The following is a 17771-nucleotide window of genomic DNA, read 5'->3' as shown; positions in this document are numbered from 1 at the left end:
CCTCAATCGCCCTTGACGTTCACGATCTGGCGCAGGGTGTGCCTGATCGACACGAGGCTCTCGGCATCCGCCATCACCCGATCGATCGGCTTGTACGCCTGCGGGATCTCGTCGATGAAGGCATCCGTGTCACGGAACTCGATGCCGGCCATCGCCTCCCGCAGCTGCTCGTGCGTGAACGTCCGCCGCGCGGCGGACCGGGAGTACTCCCGACCGGCGCCGTGCGGGGAGGAGTTCAGCGACAGCGGGTCGCCGAGGCCCTCCACCACGTAGGAGGCAGTGCCCATCGACCCTGGGATGAGGCCCGGCCGGCCGGCATCCGCCTGGATGGCGCCCTTCCGCGATACCCACACCCGCTTGCCGAAATGCATCTCCGACTCGGTGAAGTTGTGGTGGCAGTTGATCCGCTCCTCTTCGACGACGGGCGTCCGGAGGAACTCCGAGACCTGCCTGGCGACCCTGTCCATCATCTCCTCACGGTTGAGCAGCGCGAAGTGCTGCGCCCACCGCAGCTCCCTGATGTACCGGGTGAACTCCTCGGTGCCCTCGACGAGGTAAGCGAGATCGGGGTCGGGCAGGTCGATCCACCATTGCCTGTTCAGTCGCTGCGCGACCGCGATGTGGTGCGTGGCGATCTTGTTGCCGACACCCCTGGAACCGGAGTGCAGGAACATCCACACCCGGTCCTGCTCGTCGAGCGAGACCTCGATGAAGTGGTTCCCCGAGCCGAGCGTCCCGAGCTGCAGCCGCCAGTTCTTCGCGTACCGCTCGGGATCGAATCCGGCCTTCTCCGCCCTGTCCTCGAGCTCGGCGATCCGCGGCTGCGCGGTCGCCACCACCTTGTTGTTGTAGCGGCCTGCCGAGAGCGGGATGGCGCGCTCGATCTGCGTCCTGAGCTCCGAGAGCTCGCGAGCGTCGAGATCGTCCCTCGTGAACTGCGTGCGGACGGCGATCATGCCGCAGCCGATGTCGACGCCGACGGCGGCGGGGATGATCGCGCCGAGTGTCGGGATCACCGAGCCGACCGTCGCCCCCTTGCCGAGGTGGGCATCGGGCATGAGCGCCAGATGCGGGTGGATGAACGGCATGCGCGCCGTGGTGTGCGCCTGATCGAGTGTCTTCTCATCGATCAGGGACGCCCACGACAGCAGCCGCGCGGAGAGCCTCTCCATGGTTCCTTTCCTTCGTGTGATGTGTCAGCCACAGGTCGGGAACGCAGAAAAAAGGCCCCGGACCTGACGGTGCGGGGCGTGGTGAGAGCGGATGCTGTCACACGGCGCGCGCCGGAGGGTACGACTCGTAGCGGTCGTTGCGCTTCTGCTGAAGGGCTCCGACCGCGGCGATGGGCAGGTACCGCAAAGCGGTCATGCGTCGTCTCCTCGGCTGCGTGCTGCGCCGGTCGGCACAGCTTTGCAAAGCTAGACCCTGTCCGGGGCTGCTGTCAACCGCCGGGCACGGCCATCTCCCGGACCGTGTCAGCCGAAGTACTCGTCGACGGCGACCATCCAGGAGATCCCGAAGCGGTCGACGAGCATGCCGAACTCGCCGCCCCAGGGCGCCGCGTCCAGGGGCATGACGACCTGTCCGCCGTTCGCGAGACCGTCCCAGGCGGCGTGCAGCCGCTCGCCCTCGTTCCCGCTGAGCGACACGGAGATGCCCTGGGGCTTCTCGTAGGTCATGCTGCTCGGGGTGTCGGAGGCCATCAGCACCAGGCCGTCCTCGGTGGTGAGCTGGCCGTGCATGATCAGATTCGCCTCGTCCGGCGCGTAGGCCATCTCGGGCATCGAACCGAACTCGCTGAGATCGAGCGTGCCGCCCAGCACGCTCTGGTAGAACTCCAGGGCCTCACGGGCGGAGTTCTGGAACGACAGGTACGGGTTGAGATTCACCATCACGACTCCCTCGAAGGAACGGTCGAACCGGGTGCGCCGCACCGGCACAGGTTCATTCTCCATTCGTTCGCGGACGCTGGCAAGGGTCTCAGTGCGGCGCGTGATACTCCGTCTCGCCGCGCTTCCAGTAGCCCTTCACGACGGCCTGCTCTGCGGGCACGCCCCAGCGCTCCAGCAGCGCGCGACCGGGCTTCACGATGGACTGCTCGGCGGCGATGAAGACGAAGGGATGCTCGCCGACGGCATCCGCGGTCGTCAGCCCGTCGAGGAGAGCGATGAGGGCGGAACCGGCTGGCGCGTCGCCGCGGTGGAGCCACTCCACGGGCACCGGCGCGTCGACCTCGACCTCGCCGGCTTCGTCGCGCACCTCGATGACGATGCGCGCCGGCTCCTCGCCGATGCGCGCGGCGAAGCGGCGGATCGCCGGGATCGCCGTCTCGTCTCCGACGAGCAGCCAGCTCCCCGGCTGCCCCTCGAGCACGGCCGAGCCGCGAGGGCCGCCCACCCCGATCTGCGAGCCCAACGGAGCATCTGCGGCCCAGGGGGCTGCCACGCCATCGCCGGCATGCAGCGCGAACTCGACGTCGAGCCAGTTCTCGCCCCACGCGAGCGGCGTGTACTCGCGACTGGGTGCCGCGCGCAGCTCCTCCACCGACTCCGGCATCGCTGCGGGGAAGAACAGGCGCATGTGATCGTCGGCGCCGGGGGAGTCGAACCCCTCGAGGTCGGAGCCCTCCAGGCGCACGCGGACATAGTCCGGGGCGAGCCTCTCGCGGGCGGTGAGCGAGACGCGGCGGAACCGCAGATCGTTCATCCGGCGCACGATGCGGAAGGGGGAAGTGAGCTCGCTCATAAAGTTAGGCTAACCTATCTTCGTCCGGCTCCGGCGCGCTTCTGCGCCGCCCGGAAAACCATTCACACGACCCCAAGGAGCCTCCATGTCGTCGCGTCGGCCGCTTGCCGCAGCATCCATCGTCCTCGTCTCAGCGCTCGCTCTCGCGGCCTGTTCCGCAGCCGCCGAAGAGCCGGCCGCCGAGGACACGGAGACCGGGACGGGGACCGTCTCGTACAGCTGGGAGCGGAACACCGCAGGCGAGGACGAGGAACCCAGCTACGTCACGGAGACCGTCGAGGTGCCCCAGAACCCCGAGAAGATCGTCGCCTTCGAGATGGCGACGCTCGACACCATCGGCGCTCTCGGCGGCGAGGTCGCCGGCGCGCCCATCGAGTCGGTGCCCGACTACCTCCAGGATGCGCTCGCCGACGACGCTTTCAATGCAGGGACGCTGTTCGAGGCCGACCTGATCGAGATCGAGGCGCAGCAGCCCGACCTGATCATCATCGGCGGACGCTCGTCCGGACTGTACGACGACCTCAGCCAGATCGCACCCACCATCGACCTGGGGATCAGCGGCAGCTACCTCGAGACGCTCGAGCGGAATGTGAGCTTCCTCGGGGAGGTCCTCGGCGCGGAGGATGAGGCCGCTGACGCGCTCGCCGAGCTCGAGGCGGGTATCGACGAAGCGAAGGAGGCCACGGCGGCAGCGGGCAACGGGCTCGCCGTGATGGTCTCCGGCGGCGAGCTCAACGCCATGGCGCCCGCCGGCACCGAGGCCGGCAGCGCGAACGTGCGCGGCGGCCTCCTCTACGACGTGTTCGGCGTCGAGCCGGTCGTCGAGGACATCGCCTCGGCCACCCACGGCGAGCCGGTCTCGTTCGAGTTCCTCCTCGAGATCGATCCCGACACCCTCTGGGTCGTCGACCGCGACGCCGCCACCGGCGAGGCTCAGGCGGGAGCGGCCGCGCAGGTGCTCGACAACGACATCGTGAAGCAGACCATGGCTGCGAAGAACGATGCGATCGTGTACCTCGACCCCGTGCCGTGGTACATCGTCTACGGCGGTATCGAGACCACGCAGCTGCTCATCGACGACGTCATGCAGATCGCGGAGTGACGACCGCTCCCGCGTGAGTCTGCTCCGTTCCACCCCGACGAGCACTCCCGCTCCGGCTCGCCCACGGCGGAGCTGGGTGGGGGTGCTCATCGGCGTGCTCCTCGTCGTCCTCGCCACGGCGAGTCTGTTCATCGGCGTCTCGGACGTCTCGCCGATCTCGCTGCTGCGCGGCGGGACGGACGGCGACGCCGCGTTCCTCCTCGTGGTCAGCCGCATTCCGCGGACCGTCGCCGTCATCCTCGTCGGCGCCTCTCTCGGCATCGCGGGTCTGATCATGCAGATGCTCGTGCGGAACCGCTTCGTCGAACCGGGAACGACCGGAGTCTCCGAGTTCGCCACGTTCGGGATGCTCCTCACGATGATCTTCTGGCCAGGCATGGCCGTCGTCGGCAAGATGGGTGTCGCCGCCGTGTTCGGGCTCATCGGAACCTGGGTGTTCCTGCAGGTGGTCAAAGCCGTCCCCGTCCGTCAGCTCGTCCTGGTCCCGCTGGTCGGCATCATGCTGGGCGGAGTCGTCGGCGCAGCGACCACCTTCTTCGCCTATCGGCTCGATCTCCTGCAGTCCCTCGGGCAGTGGTCGCAGGGAAGCTTCGCCACCGTCATGCAGGGCCGGTACGAGTTCATCTGGATCGCCGGGGTCATGATGCTCGTCGCGTGGGTCGCCGCCGACCGGTTCAGCGTGATCGGCATGGGCGAGGAGTTCGCGACGAATCTGGGGGTGGACTACCGGCGTGTCGTCGCGATCGGCATGGTGATCATCGCGGTGATCACCGCCGCCGTGCTCGTCACCGCCGGCATGCTGCCGTTCCTCGGCCTCGTCGTGCCCAACGTGGTGAGCCTCATCATCGGTGACAACGTCCGCCGGTCGATCCCCTGGGTGGCCGGGCTCGGCGCGGTGTTCGTGCTCGCCTGCGACATCGTCGCCAGGGTGGTGCGCTTCCCGTACGAGATCCCCCTCTCCGTCATCGTCGGCATCGTCGGCGCCGGCCTGTTCCTCTGGCTGCTGCTGCGAAGGAGGAGCAGTGCGCACTGACACCGCCGCATCCGGCATCCGCGTCCGCCTCGCCCAGGGCTGGGCGAGGCCAGGCGTCCGCCTCGCCGTGCTGGCCGCACTCGTCCTCGTGCTCGTGGGCGTGTACCTCTTCACCGATGTGCCGGGTTCGCTGCTGTTCGCCCTGCGGATCAGGGGCCTCACGGTCGCGGCGATGCTCGTGGTGGCCGTCGCGGTGGGCGTCTCGACCGTCGTGTTCCACACCATCACGCAGAATCGCATCCTCACGCCGTCGATCATGGGGTTCGACGCGTTCTACGTGCTGATCGCGACGATCATCGTGTTCTTCTTCGGCTCCGCATCGTTCCTGCGAGCGAACGAGTTCACGCTGTGGAGCATCCAGCTGCTGGTGATGGTGGCCTTCAGCGTGTTCCTGTTCACCTGGATGTTCGGCGGCAGGCGGCGCTCGATCCACCTGATGCTGCTGGTCGGCATCGTGCTCGGCGTCTTCTTCCGCAGCTTCACGGAGTGGATGCAGCGGATGCTGGATCCCCTGGACTTCCAGATCCTCTCCGATGCGATGTTCGCCTCGCTCACCAGGCCAGACCCGCTGCTGCTCCTGTTCACGGGCGGCCTCGTCGCCGCCTCCTGCATCGCTCTCGTGCCGCTGGTCCGAAGGCTCGACGTCCTTACGCTCGGCGAGCCGATGGCCGTGGGATTGGGGATCGATCATCGCCGGCTGGTGATGACCCTGTTCACCCTCGTGTCGGTCATGATCGCGGCGTCGACGGCCCTCGTCGGGCCGATCCTGTTCTTCGGCCTCATCGTCGCGAACCTCGCGTACTCGTACGCCGGGACGTTCCGCCACGCCTGGACGCTGCCCACCGCCGCGCTCATCGGCGTCGTGTGCCTGCTGGGCGGGCAGCTCGTCCTCGAGCAGGTCTTCGCCTTCGGCGGCAGCCTGTCGATGATCATCGAGTTCGCGGGCGGCCTGTTCTTCCTCTACCTCGTCCTCAGAAAGGGGGCGCGATGATCGCGCTCGAGAACGTCACCAAGCGCTACGGCACGAGCACCGTGCTCGACGATGTGTCGCTCGAGCTCGGCGCAGAGGGGGTCACCGCGCTGATCGGCCCGAACGGAGCAGGGAAATCGACCCTGTTCGGGGTCATCGGGCGCCTCATCCGCGCGGACGAGGGACGCGTCAGCGTCGATGGAGCGGACGTGACGACCGCGTCGTCCGGCGAGCTGGCGAAGACGCTCGCGGTGCTCCGGCAGGACAACCACATCGGCGCACGACTCACCGTCCACGATCTCGTGGAGTTCGGTCGGTTCCCCCACTCCAAGGGGCGGCTGACGATCGAGGACAGGGAGCACATCGATCGCGCGATCGAGTACCTCGATCTCGGCCCGTTGCGGGCGCGCTTCCTCGACGAGCTCTCCGGCGGGCAGCGGCAGCGCGCCTTCATCGCCATGGTCCTCGCCCAGGACACCCGCTACGTCCTCCTCGACGAGCCGCTGAACAACCTTGATCTTCGGCACGCGGCGGAGATCATGCAGCTGATCCGTCGGATGGCCGACGATCTCGGCAAACGCGTGATCGTCGTGCTGCACGACATCAACATCGCCGGTCACCACGCCGACCGCATCGTCGCGATGCGGTCGGGGAGAGTCGTCGCCGACGCCGATGCGGAGGGCATCGTCACCGCGGAGGTGCTGCAGGCGATCTACGACCACCCGGTCGAGGTGCGCATCATCGACGGCAAGCCGGTGGCGCTGACCTTCTGAGCGGCGTCAGAGCTCGATGCCGTGCGACTCGTCGTTCACCCCGGCGTTGTCGCCCTTGCGCGACTCCGCGGCGATCAACCAGACGATGCTCACGATGGCGGCGAGCAGGAGCCCCAGCCAGACGTTCTGCAGGATGAGGCCGAAAACGACGCCCAGCGTGAAGAGCACGACCGTGCCGCCCACCCAGGTCCACCGCTGTCTCTTCGTCGCCGCCATGTCCTCAGCCTACGGCCTCAGTGCCGACGGTGATCCTGCGGGGCCAGCCGCGGGCCGCGACGCCCCTCGCGCACGCCGCTCGCGAGGATCAGACGGATCACCCGCTGACGGTGCCCCTCCCAGGGCGCGAGCAGTTCGCGCATCCCGTCGTCGTCGACTCGTGCGCCGGTGAGGGCGTAGCCGACCTCGTGGGCGAGGTGGTAGTCGCCGAAGCTCACCGCGTCAGGGTCGCCGACAGCGCGGATGCGGGTCTCGGATGCCGTCCACACGCCCACCCCCGGCAGGCTCGTGAGGACGCGGTCGCGCTCTCGTCCCGTCTGGGCGGAGAGCACCGCGGTCGAGACGCGTTCGGCGCGCGACGCAGCCTGCACGATCGTGCGCGACTGGGGCGGCTCGACGCCCGCGCGGTGCCATGCCCAGGAGGGGATCATCCGCCACCCCTCGCTCGACGGAGGGGCGTGCATGGGCCGTGGGGTCGGGCCTGGGGCTCGATCGCCGAAGCGCGAGACGAGGACGCGCCACGCGCCGAACGCCTGAAAGGAGGTGACCTTCTGCTCGATGACCGCGCTGGCGAAGGAGTCGAAGACGAGATCGGTGCGCGTCAACCGCACACCGGCTGTGCGGCGAGCGACCTCGCCGAGCAGGGGATGCGTCGAGACATCGAATCCGGTGGCGTCGTCGAGCGCCCCGCACAGAGCAGGGACCTGGCTGAGCGCCCATTCCGCGCCCGGCCCCCATGCTGTCGCGTGCACTTCGCCGCTCACGCTGCGCACCGCGAGCGTGGCGATGCCGGATGGCGTCCGGCTGGCGCGCCAGAGGGTCGTGCCGTCGACGACCATCGTCGGATCCTTCGGGCCGCGCGCGAGCACACGAACCGTGCGGATCAGATCGAGCGGGGCGGCCGGCCGATAGACGGTCGTCTGCGGTGCGACAGTGGCTCCGGCATCCGCGATCGACGACATGCCCTCACCCTACGCCGCGGCGCCGACACCGCCCGCAGCGCTCAGAAGCGGTCGGGCGAGGGGGTTCCGTGGCCGTAGCGGATCACGACATCCGCGTGACGGTCGAATCGGTAGCCGACGCCGCGAACGGTGCGCACGATGTCCTCGTAGCGGCCGAGCTTGGCGCGCAGTCGCCGCACGTGCACATCGATCGTGCGCTCGCCGGGGGTCTCGTCGTCCGGCGACTGCCAGAGCGCCGTGACGAGCTCGGTGCGCTCGATCGTGCGGCCCTCGCGGAGCACGAGGTACTGCAGGAGCTCGAACTCCTTGTAGGTGAATGCGGCGGATTCGCCGTCGATGAGGACGCGCTTGCGGGAGATGTCGACGACGACGCCTTCCTCCTCCTGCGTCTCCTCGACCTCAGCCGCCTTGGTGCGGGCGATGGCGCCCGGCTCCTGCAGCGCCAGGCGGACGACATCGAGATCCCGACCGCCTGCGCCGTGCGGGGCGAGTGCGACGGTGGCATGGGTCTCGGCGCCGGGTGCGAGCTCTGCCAGCGTGCGGCGAAGCGCGTCGACGAGGAGGGGAAGGCTCACACCTGCTTCGGCCGCCTTGATCTCGTCGAGACCGACGTAGAGGGCGAAGCCGCGCGGCGAGCGGGTGGCGGGAAGGTCAGCGGCGGCCGGCTCAGCGGCGATGGTGCGGAGGTCTGCGGAGGGGCGCTCGAGGAGTGCGGTGTTCGACATGATGATGAAGTCCTAGCGGGAGGTGAGCCGATGCGGCTCCATGCGTTGCGGAAGACCCAGAGGGCCGAGGACGAGCACGCAGGTGGGTGCTCGGGGCTCAGACGTCGCAGATAGCGACGACGGAGCGCGGCGGGGTGAGCTGAAGGATCAGCGACACATTCGGCAACACATGCCAACGCGACCGGGCATCATCATCCCGGCAGTCCCGTTCGCCTCCTGGGCGGACAAAGGGCGTGCGTTGGTGGTCATGGGGGGATTATGTCTGATCATGTCCCTCCGTGTCAAAACGGCCTTCCGCGGGCTCGGCGGGCTTAACGTGGTCTGGTGACCGATTCCGCGCTGATCGACGGCTTCCTCCTGACCGATGAGAAGGATGCCTCCCGTTACACGCTCACCCGCGACGGGCAGCTCGTGAGCGTGCTCGATTATCGAGACGACGGCACCACCATCGCCCTCACGAGGGCCTTCACGATCCCCACCTTCCGAGGCTCCGGCCATGCGGCGAAGGTCGTCGCCGGAGCAGTGGCGGACATCGAAGCGCGCGGCGACCGCGCCGTCGATGCGGTCTGCTGGTACGTCGCCGACTGGTTCGAGGCGCACCCCGAGCACAGAGGTCTGCTGCGCCGGCGCTGAACGGCATCCCCCTCGCGCATTGCGCGCGGAGGTCTGAATGACAGGATGAGGGCATGAGACTCGCCGAGGCACTGACAGCACGCGCCGATCTGCAGCGCCGGATCGAACAGCTCCGCGCCCGCATCACGGCGAACGCGCGGTATCAGGAGGGCGAGGAGCCGGCGGAGGACGCCGCGGCGCTCCTCGTCGAGGCGGAGGCGGCGCTGGGGGAGCTGCGCGATCTCATCCGGCGCATCAACGCCACCAACGCCCGGCTCGATCTCGGAGCGGACGGGACGATGACGGACGCGCTCGCGACGAGGGACGTGCTGCGACTGCAGCATTCGCTGCTCGCGGATGCCGCCGCCGCGGCATCCGGATCCGGTCTCGGGATGCGGCAGCTGCGGTCCGAGCTTCGGCAGATCCCCGCTCTCCCGGTCGCGGAGCTGCGATCGGGAGCCGACGACATCGCGCGGGAGCTGCGCGAGCTCGACAACAGGATCCAGCAGGCGAACTGGAACAACGACCTCGAGGAGGAGAGCGGAAGTCGGTAGTCACGACGAGGCGGGCACACCCCCAGCCGGAGGGGCAAGTCCGGCACTGTCGGGCGGTGGGCAGCCCAGATCCCGTATCGCGCAGCCCCGCACGCACGACAGGTGAAGGCGCACCGCGCAAGACGCACCACCGCGTGCCGATCGTCGTGACGAGGGCGGGTCAGGGGATCTTCCGCTTACGACGGCTCGCAGGCCTCCGATACAATGGAGGTCTGCTCAGCCCCGCTGGCTGAGGCGGTCAGGCACCGATCCGGTGCGCTGGTCCGAGGCTCGAAACCTCCGGCATCCTTCACAAGACACCGGAGGTTCTTCCATGTCGTCATCCCTGCGCTCCCGGCCCCAGGCCCGATGGTGGGCGCTCATCGTCATCTCGCTCACCCAGCTGGTCGTCGTCCTCGACGGCACCATCGTGAACATCGCGCTGCCGCGCGCTCAAGAGGCGCTGGGGCTCAGCGACGGGCAGCGGCAGTGGGTCGTCACGGCCTATGCGCTCGCCTTCGGCGCGCTCCTGCTCCTCGGCGGGCGCATCGCCGACTACATCGGCCGCAAGAGGGCCTTCCTCATCGGCATGGTCGGGTTCGGCCTGGCCTCGCTGTTCGGCGGCATGGCGCAGCAGGGCTGGGAGCTGATCCTCGCTCGTGGCCTGCAGGGCGTCTTCGCGGCGCTGCTGGCTCCGGCGGCGCTGGCGCTCCTCACCGTCACCTTCCCATCCGGGCGTGACCGCAACACCGCCTTCGCGGTGTTCGGAACGGTCGCCGGCACGGGTGCCGCAGTCGGGCTGCTGCTCGGCGGGGTGCTCACAGAGTTCGCCGATTGGCGCTGGTGCCTGCTCGTCAACATCTTCTTCGTCGTGATCGGTCTGGTCGGCGGCGCGCTGTTCCTCACGGAGACCAAGGCCGACGGGGAGAACCGCTTCGACGCCTGGGGAGCGATCACCGTCACGCTCGGCCTGGGGGCGCTCGTCTACGGGTTCAGCCTCGCCGAGCACGGGTGGGGTGAGCCCCTCACGATCGCGTTCCTCGCCGTCGGCGTCGTGCTGCTCGCCGTGTTCGTCTGGGTGGAGAGCAGGGTGGCGCATCCGCTGCTCCCTTTGCGCGTCGTCGCGCACCGGGTGCGCGCCGGTGCGTTCCTCGTGCAGGCCGTCGCCGGGGCGATCATGATCGGAGCGACGGTGTACCTCACCTTCCACCTCACCTTCGTGCTTGGGATGGGCGCGCTCGCCGCCGGGCTCGCCAGCCTGCCGCTGCCTTTCGCGACGATGCTCGTCGCTCCGGTGGCCACCCGGCTGCTGCCGGTCATCGGGCCGAGGCCGATGCTCATCGTGGGCCCGCTCATCGCCGCCGTGGCGATGGTCGTCCTCTCCGGAGTCACGCCGGACGGCACGTACCTCGTGCAGGTCGCCCCGGCGCTGGTGCTGCTCGGCGTCGGCATGGGCTTCATCTTCATCCCGCTGCAGAACCTCGCCCTCTCCGGCGTGGAGGCGCGGGATGCGGGTGTGGCGTCGGCCGTCGCGAACTCGGCGATGCAGATCGGCGGGTCGATCGGCCTCTCGGTGTTCACGGCCGTCTACGCCGCCTCGGTCGGCGGGGTCTCGCAGGACCGTCTGGCGCCGGTGCAGCTCACGGATGCGTACGGGTGGACGTTCATCGCCGCCGCCGCGTTCATGGTCGCCGGATCCGTCGTGGCCGCACTGATGGTGCGGGGTTCCAAGGACCAGCTCCTTCCCGCGCAGGATGCGGTGCCCGCAGCCGCGCACTGAGGGATGCCGCGGCATCGGTCTCCCCGGTGCCGCGGCACGCCTCAGGGGCGATGTCGGTGGCCCTTCGTAACGTGTGAGTATGCGAATCCTGCACACCTCCGACTGGCACATCGGCCGCACCTTCCACGGCGCGTCGACGATGTCCGCGCTCGGGCAGGTGCTCGCGGCGCTCGTCGACCAGGTGCGCGAGCACGAGGTCGACGTCGTCGTCGTCGCCGGTGACGTGTTCGACTCGGCCACCCCCGCAGGCCCCGCCTACACGCTGCTCGGCGACACGCTCGTCGCGCTGGCAGACGCAGGGGCGCACGTGATCGTGACCAGCGGCAATCACGACTCCGCGGCGCGCCTCGGCTTCCAGGCGCGGCTGCTGCGCGAGGGCATCCACGTGCTCACCGACCCCCGAACGATCGGCGAGCCCGTGACGGTCGAGGATGCGTCAGGGCCGGTGAACTTCTACGGCATCCCCTATCTCGAGCCAGCGATCGTCCGAGGCGTCTGGCCCGATCAGGTGCTTCGGACCCAGGCGCAGACGATGGCGCACGCCATGAATCTCGTCCGCGCGGGCATGCAGCAGCACGCCGGGCGTTCGGTCGCGATCGCGCACTGCTTCGCCGCAGGCGTCGATGCGACGGCTGGTCTCGAGCGCGAGGTGCGTCAGGGCGGTCTCGACGTCGTTCCGCTCGACGTCTTCGACGGGCCCGACTACGTCGCCCTCGGCCACATCCACGGCAGGCAGCGGCTCAGCGACCGGGTGCACTACGCCGGCGCACCGCTGCACTACAGCTTCGGCGAACAGCACAAGCAGCGCGGCTCATGGCTCGTCGAGCTCGGAGAAGACGGCCTGTCGCAGACGACCTGGCTCGAACTGCCCGTACCCCGACGCCTCGTGACCCTCACGGGCGCGCTGGATGAGATCCTGTCCGCCGAGAACGTCGGACTGCACGCAGACGACTGGGTCTGCGCGGTGTACACCGACGTGCTGCCGCAGGCCGAGCCGATGCGACGGCTGAAGGAGAAGTATCCCTACTGCGCCATGGTGCAGCACCAGCCGGAGGGCGCCGGCGACGCCGAGGAGCGTTCGTACACGGCGCGGCTGAGCGGGGCGACGACCGACGTCGAACGCATCGCGGCCTTCCTCGAGCACGTACGTGCAGGGCAGGGGCCGACGGAGCGCGAGAGCGAACTGATCCGCGACGTGCTCGATGAACGGGTCGTCGCCGAGGCGCTGGTCTAGTGCGACTGCACCGGCTCGAGATCGAAGGCTTCGGTCCGTTCCGCGAGCGCCAGATCGTCGATTTCGACGCCTTCGCCGAGGACGGCATCTTCCTGATCGCCGGTCGCACGGGCGCCGGGAAGTCGAGCATCCTCGATGCGGTGTGCTTCGGCCTCTACGGCGGGGTTCCCCGTTACGAGGGCGGAGAGAAGCGGTTGCGCAGCGATCACTGCGAACCGGACGACCTCAGCGAGGTCGTCGTCGAGTTCAGCACCGGCGCAGGTCGCTTCAGGGTCGCGCGATCACCGGAGTACCTGCGTCCTGCCAAGCGCGGGGGAGGCCTCACCAAGCAGGCGGCTGCCGTCGCGCTGGAGGAGCGCATCGGAGACGCCTGGATCGGGCGCGCAGCGCGCGCCGTCGACGCGGCGAACGAGCTCAAGGACATCCTGCAGCTCAGCCAGGAGCAGTTCCTGCAGGTGATCCTGCTCGCGCAGAACCGCTTCGCACGGTTCCTGCTCGCCGACAGCCGCGATCGTCAGGCGCTGCTTCGCCGCCTGTTCGGGACGGAGCGCTTCGAGGACGTCCAGGCGCGATTCGACGAGCGCCGGAAGGCCTCGGAGAACGCCATCGGGATGCGGATGGCGACCCTCGGGGCGAAGCTCTCCGAGGCCGAGCGCGTCGCCGCGGCGGCGCTGAGCGTCCAGGCGACCGATGCCGGCACCGATGCCGACGGGGCGGCAGAACCGGCAGTTCTCGCTTTCGGCGGCGCGACGACGACGGAGCGGATCGATGCTCTCGGCCAGGCGCTCGCGCGAGCGGGGTACCGTGCCGAGCGTGCGGCGGCCGACCGGGACGAGGCGGAGCAGACGGCGACCGATGCCGACTCGGCGCTGGTCTCGGTGCGGGAGGCGCAGAAGGCGCAGCGCGAACGCGACAGGGCACGAGCGGCGCTCGCCGCGCTCGATGAGCGGGGTCCGTCGATCCAGGCGGCGCGCGCCGAGCTCGATCGTGCGCGCTCCGCCGAGGTGCTGCGCAGCCTGTTGGCGGCTGTGGATCGCGCTTCTGCGGCGGGCGCTGCGGCCGAGGCGGCGGCGGAGGCTGCGCGACGGCGTTGGCTGGATCTGGGCGTCGAGGGCGGCGGAAGCGGCGCGGGTGAGCTCGAAGCCTGGGCGGAGGAGGCGACACGCCAGAGCGGAGCATGGCGCGGCGTGCTCGAGGACGAGCGCGGTGCGGCCGGACTCGACGCCGAGGTCGAGACCGCGCGGAGGCGCGTCGCAGAGGCATCCGAGCGGATCGACGCTGACGAGAACGAGCGCGCCGCGATGCCTGAGCGTCGTCGGGAGCTGGCCGCAGAGCGCGAGGCGGTGGTCCGCAGAGCGGACCGCCGGAGCGCGCTCGCCGCCGAGCTGACTCGTGCGACCGCGAGAGCGGCAGCGGCAGAGGACGCCGAGAGGCTGGGAGAAGCACTGCGCGCGGCGGAGCGGGAGCTCCTCGCGGCGAGTGAGGGCTTGGCTGAGGCCCAGACGGCGCTGACGGCTCAGCGCCGTCGGCGGTTGGAGGGCTACGCCGGCGAGCTCGCCGATGCACTGAGCGAGCAGGAGCCCTGCCCGGTCTGCGGCTCGCGGGAGCATCCTGCGCCGGCGAAGCACGCCGATCCGGTGTCCGCCGAAGACGTCGAGTGCGCGGAGGCGGTGCGCGATGCGGCGGCGAAGGCGGAGCGCGCAGCGAGGGACGCGGAGGCGACGCTTCGCGCCGAGTCCGCGGCCGCAGCCGCCATCGCCGAGGGGCGCTCGCCGGCCGCCGCCGAGGAGGAGCGGCTCGCCGCCGCGGCGGCGGTGGACGACGCCGAGGCGGCGGTCACAGAGCTCGTCGCGCTCGATGCCGGTCTCGCAGAGCTGGATGCACGCGCTCAGGAGCTCGATGCCGCGCGGACGGCGTCGCTCGATGCGCTCGCCGCCACCAGAGAAGAACTCGGCGCTCTCGAACAGCGCGCACGCGAGGGGCGTGCCCGTATCGAGGCCGCACGCGGTTCGTTCGGAACGGTGGCCGAGCGGCTGGAGCACGTCGATCTGCGCATCGCTGCCGCGCGCGACCTCATCGCCGCTCACGCGGAGAGCAGCCGTCGGGCTGCTGCTCTGGACGAGGCGGTGCGTGAGCAGGTCACGGCGCTGGAGGTTTCCGATTTCGTGGACGCGGCCGAGGTCCGTAGAGCGCTGCGCTCAGAGGACGAGCGGGCGACGCTCGAGGCTCGCGTCACGTCGCACGCCGTGCAGCGCGAGAAGGAGCGCGAGATCCTCTTCGAGCTCGAGCTGCGCACGCTGCCGGAGGAGCCGATCGAGCTCGATGAGGCGGAGCGCGCCTCGGCGACGGCACGTCAGGCGTGGCGGTCAGCCGTCGACGTCGCCGTGAGGGCATCCGGCGCCGTGGAACAGCTGGCCGGCCTCATCGAGGATGCCACGCGCGAGCATGAGGGCAGCGCCGCTCAGGCCGCTGAACACGAGGTGCTGCGAGGTCTGGCCGACACCCTCTCCGGGCGAGGGGAGAACACCCGCAAGATGACCCTTGAGACGTTCGTGCTCGCCGCGGAACTGGAGGAGATCGTGTCTGCGGCGAACAGACGGCTCCTGCAGATGCAGGACGGCCGCTATCAGCTCCGGCATTCGGACGCGCTCGCGGCGAGAGGCGCGGCATCGGGGCTCGGCATCGTCGTGCACGACGCCTTCACAGGGCAGACGAGGCCCGCGCAGTCGCTTTCCGGAGGGGAGACCTTCCTCTGCTCACTGGCGCTGGCGCTGGGCCTGGCTGAGGTCGTGACGGCCCGCGCGGGTGGGATCCAGCTCGATACTCTGTTCATCGATGAGGGTTTCGGTTCGCTCGACGCCGACACCTTGGACGTCGCGATGCGCACGCTCGACGAACTGCGGGCGGGCGGGCGAACGGTGGGCGTGATCAGCCACGTCGAGGCGATGCAGGAGCAGATTCCCGCACAGCTGCGCGTCGAGCAGACCGAGGCGGGGCCGAGCCGCATCCTCGCTCGCTGAGCTCACGTCCCGCGCGCTGGGCCCGTTTGCCGCCCACTGAGCCGACTTTTCCGCTCGCTGAGCTTGTCGAAGCGAACCCCGTCGGATCTGCTTTCCGCTCGCTGAGCTTGTCGAAGCGAACCCGTCGGCCCCGTCGCGTCGCCTCAGGCGTTCGCCGGAGTCCACGCCGACACGGCGCTGAGGGCGGCGACCTCCTCGGCGCTCAGCTGCACGCGTGCACTGGCGAGAAGGTCCTCCACCTGCTCTGCACGCGAGGCGCTGGCGATCGGGGCGATCACCGTCGGCTGCTCGCGCAGCCAGGCCAGGGCGATGGATGCGATGGAGGCGCTGTGCGCCGTGCCGATCCTGTCGAGCTCCTCGATGATCCGCAGGCCGTGCTCCGTGGCGTATTTGGCGGCTCCGCCCGCGCGGGCCGAGGCGACGGCAGAGGCATCCGTCGAGCGGTACTTGCCGGTCAGGAAGCCGCTCGCCAGGGCGTAGTACGGCACCAGGCCGAGCCCGAACTCCTCCGCGAGGGGGATGATGCTCTCCTCCACATCGTTGCGGTGCACGAGGTTGTAGTGCGGCTGAATCGCGACAGGGGCGGCCGCGCCGATCTGCTGCGCGATCGAGATCCATGACCGGATGCGCTCGGCGGAGTAGTTGGACACGGCGACGTGACGCACCAGGCCGTCGGCGACGAGCTGCCCGAACGCGGCCACCGTCTCCTCCAAGGGGGTGTCCGCATCATCGAAATGGGCGTAATAGAGGTCGAGGCTCTCCACGCCGAGCCTCTTCAACGAGGCTTCGGCTGCGGCCCGGACGTTCTTCGCGGACAGGCCCTTGAACTGCGGGTGCTGGCTGACCTTGGTCGCGATGACGATGTCCGACGGCTTGCGCGAAGCGAGCCACTCTCCGATGATCGTCTCGCTCTCGCCGCCGGAGTTCCCGGGGACCCAGGCGCTGTACGCGTCGGCGGTGTCGATGAGATCGCCGCCGCCGGCGGTGAAGGCGTCCAGGATGCCGAAGGAGGCGTCACGGTCGGCCGTCCAGCCGAACACGTTGCCGCCGAGGGCGAGGGGGAACACATCGAGGTCGCTGCGGCCGAGGAGGGTCATCTGGTTCTCGCTTTCGTCGTCTTCAGGGAAGAAGTCTCGGCGGGGTCGCGGTATTCCGCCGATGTCATCGCGTCGTAACGTCGAAGCACGATACTGGAGGCAAGAGAGTGGAGGATTCCGTGTCGCTTCAGCAGGAGATCGCCCAAACGCTCGGTGCGCAGCCCGAGATCGACCCGCAGGCGGAGATCGATCGGCGGGTGCAGTTCCTCGTGGACTACCTGCGCAAGACCGGATCGCGCGGGTTCGTGCTCGGCATCTCGGGCGGGCAGGACTCGACGTTGGCCGGTCGTCTCGCGCAGCTCGCTGCCGAGAAGGTGCGTGCCGAGGGCGGTCAGGCGACGTTCATCGCCGTGCGCCTGCCGTACAAGGTGCAGCACGATGCGGATGACGCGGCGGCGGCGCTGGAGTTCATCCGCGCCGACCGGTCGATCGAGGTGAACATCCAGCACGGCGTCGACGGCGTCGAGAAGGACATCGAACAGGCCGCGGGCGCCGATATCTCGGACTTCAACAGGGGCAACATCAAGGCCCGCATCCGTGCGGTGACGCAGTACGCGCTCGCCGGGCACGACGGGATGCTCGTGATCGGAACGGATCACGCTGCGGAGGCGGTGACCGGCTTCTTCACGAAGTTCGGCGACGGGGCGGCGGACATCCTGCCGCTGTCGGGGCTCACCAAGCGGCAGGGCAAGGCCCTGCTGCGGATGCTCGATGCGCCGGACCGGCTCTGGCTGAAGGTTCCGACCGCCGACCTCCTCGACGGCCAGCCGGGGCGCGCGGACGAGGACGAGCTGGGGATCACCTACGAGCAGATCGACGACTATCTCGAAGGCCGTGATGTGGCGCCCGATGTCGCAGAGCGGATCGAGGCCAAGTACCTCGCCACGCAGCACAAGCGACACCTCCCCGTCACACCGTTCGACGAGTGGTGGCGCTGAGCCTGTTCCTCTCCCGCTCCTTGAGCCTGCT

At 69.4% G+C, this 17771-nt stretch carries 17 protein-coding genes; 10 read left to right on the top strand and 7 right to left on the bottom strand.

Features of this window, described 5'->3' with window-relative positions; translation table 11 throughout:
* Window positions 1-2 precede the first annotated feature (2 nt).
* From ACWGJP_RS02500 to ACWGJP_RS02490, 3 genes are all read right to left on the bottom strand, one after another.
* The gene (locus ACWGJP_RS02500) at window positions 3-1172 is read right to left on the bottom strand and encodes an RtcB family protein (RefSeq protein WP_452328169.1); all 1170 of its coding nucleotides are present in this window, start codon (window positions 1170-1172) and stop codon (window positions 3-5) included.
* A gap of 303 nt (window positions 1173-1475) precedes the next feature.
* Window positions 1476-1940 carry a VOC family protein gene (locus ACWGJP_RS02495; protein ID WP_452328168.1) on the bottom strand — a complete coding sequence of 155 codons (465 nt, stop codon included), beginning with the start codon at window positions 1938-1940 and terminating at the stop codon, window positions 1476-1478.
* A gap of 40 nt (window positions 1941-1980) precedes the next feature.
* On the bottom strand, window positions 1981-2745 hold the full coding sequence (locus tag ACWGJP_RS02490; RefSeq protein ID WP_452328167.1) for a siderophore-interacting protein: 765 nt from the start codon (window positions 2743-2745) through the stop codon (window positions 1981-1983).
* Between the two features lie 85 nt (window positions 2746-2830).
* Here ACWGJP_RS02490 and ACWGJP_RS02485 point away from each other — a divergent pair, with 85 nt between their 5' ends.
* Genes ACWGJP_RS02485 through ACWGJP_RS02470 form a run of 4 tightly spaced genes read left to right on the top strand, consistent with a single transcriptional unit; the run spans window position 2831 to window position 6623 of the window.
* Complete coding sequence (locus tag ACWGJP_RS02485; protein ID WP_452328166.1) at window positions 2831-3847, top strand: siderophore ABC transporter substrate-binding protein; 1017 nt, start codon at window positions 2831-2833, stop codon at window positions 3845-3847.
* 13 nt (window positions 3848-3860) lie between these two features.
* Window positions 3861-4880, top strand: coding sequence for an ABC transporter permease (locus ACWGJP_RS02480; protein WP_452328165.1), 1020 nt, complete (start codon window positions 3861-3863; stop codon window positions 4878-4880).
* Complete coding sequence (locus tag ACWGJP_RS02475) at window positions 4870-5871, top strand: iron chelate uptake ABC transporter family permease subunit (protein WP_452328164.1); 1002 nt, start codon at window positions 4870-4872, stop codon at window positions 5869-5871. Before ACWGJP_RS02480 ends, ACWGJP_RS02475 begins: the two co-directional genes overlap by 11 nt.
* Window positions 5868-6623, top strand: a complete 756-nt coding sequence (locus ACWGJP_RS02470; protein WP_452328163.1) for an iron ABC transporter ATP-binding protein — start codon at window positions 5868-5870, stop codon at window positions 6621-6623. The genes ACWGJP_RS02475 and ACWGJP_RS02470 overlap by 4 nt, the downstream gene beginning before the upstream one ends.
* Window positions 6624-6629: 6 nt before the next feature.
* Here the strand turns inward: ACWGJP_RS02470 and ACWGJP_RS02465 are convergent, their stop codons facing one another.
* The 3 genes from ACWGJP_RS02465 to ACWGJP_RS02455 are packed head-to-tail and all read right to left on the bottom strand — an operon-like array spanning window position 6630 to window position 8526.
* Window positions 6630-6839, bottom strand: a complete 210-nt coding sequence (locus ACWGJP_RS02465) for a hypothetical protein (RefSeq protein ID WP_452328162.1) — start codon at window positions 6837-6839, stop codon at window positions 6630-6632.
* A gap of 17 nt (window positions 6840-6856) precedes the next feature.
* Window positions 6857-7801 (bottom strand): DNA-3-methyladenine glycosylase family protein, encoded by a 945-nt coding sequence (locus ACWGJP_RS02460; RefSeq protein WP_452328161.1) that lies wholly within the window; start codon window positions 7799-7801, stop codon window positions 6857-6859.
* Window positions 7802-7842: 41 nt separating this feature from the next.
* Window positions 7843-8526 carry a winged helix-turn-helix domain-containing protein gene (locus ACWGJP_RS02455; protein ID WP_452328160.1) on the bottom strand — a complete coding sequence of 228 codons (684 nt, stop codon included), beginning with the start codon at window positions 8524-8526 and terminating at the stop codon, window positions 7843-7845.
* A gap of 324 nt (window positions 8527-8850) precedes the next feature.
* Here ACWGJP_RS02455 and ACWGJP_RS02450 point away from each other — a divergent pair, with 324 nt between their 5' ends.
* The 5 genes from ACWGJP_RS02450 to ACWGJP_RS02430 all read left to right on the top strand — a co-directional run bounded on the left by ACWGJP_RS02450 (window position 8851) and on the right by ACWGJP_RS02430 (window position 15705).
* Entirely contained in the window at window positions 8851-9159 is a 309-nt protein-coding gene (locus ACWGJP_RS02450; protein ID WP_452328159.1) for a GNAT family N-acetyltransferase, read from the top strand.
* A 53-nt stretch (window positions 9160-9212) separates the two neighbouring features.
* Window positions 9213-9692, top strand: a complete 480-nt coding sequence (locus ACWGJP_RS02445; RefSeq protein ID WP_452328158.1) for a DIP1984 family protein — start codon at window positions 9213-9215, stop codon at window positions 9690-9692.
* Window positions 9693-10005: 313 nt separating this feature from the next.
* Window positions 10006-11451, top strand: a complete 1446-nt coding sequence (locus tag ACWGJP_RS02440; protein WP_452328157.1) for an MFS transporter — start codon at window positions 10006-10008, stop codon at window positions 11449-11451.
* Between the two features lie 79 nt (window positions 11452-11530).
* Complete coding sequence (locus ACWGJP_RS02435; RefSeq protein ID WP_452328156.1) at window positions 11531-12685, top strand: exonuclease SbcCD subunit D; 1155 nt, start codon at window positions 11531-11533, stop codon at window positions 12683-12685.
* Entirely contained in the window at window positions 12685-15705 is a 3021-nt protein-coding gene (locus ACWGJP_RS02430; RefSeq protein ID WP_452328155.1) for an AAA family ATPase, read from the top strand. The genes ACWGJP_RS02435 and ACWGJP_RS02430 overlap by 1 nt, the downstream gene beginning before the upstream one ends.
* Window positions 15706-15848: 143 nt before the next feature.
* Here ACWGJP_RS02430 and ACWGJP_RS02425 read toward each other — a convergent pair whose 3' ends face one another.
* Entirely contained in the window at window positions 15849-16802 is a 954-nt protein-coding gene (locus ACWGJP_RS02425) for an aldo/keto reductase (protein ID WP_452328154.1), read from the bottom strand.
* A 119-nt stretch (window positions 16803-16921) separates the two neighbouring features.
* On the opposite strand from ACWGJP_RS02425, the gene nadE reads away from it, so the two are divergent.
* Window positions 16922-17740 (top strand): ammonia-dependent NAD(+) synthetase, encoded by an 819-nt coding sequence (nadE, locus tag ACWGJP_RS02420; protein WP_452328153.1) that lies wholly within the window; start codon window positions 16922-16924, stop codon window positions 17738-17740.
* The last annotated feature ends 31 nt before the right edge of the window (window positions 17741-17771 follow it).

It is taken from the genome of Microbacterium sp. NPDC055903, from assembly GCF_053615555.1.
Note: the sequence above shows the minus strand (reverse complement) of the source record. Positions and strands in the feature narration are given on the sequence as shown.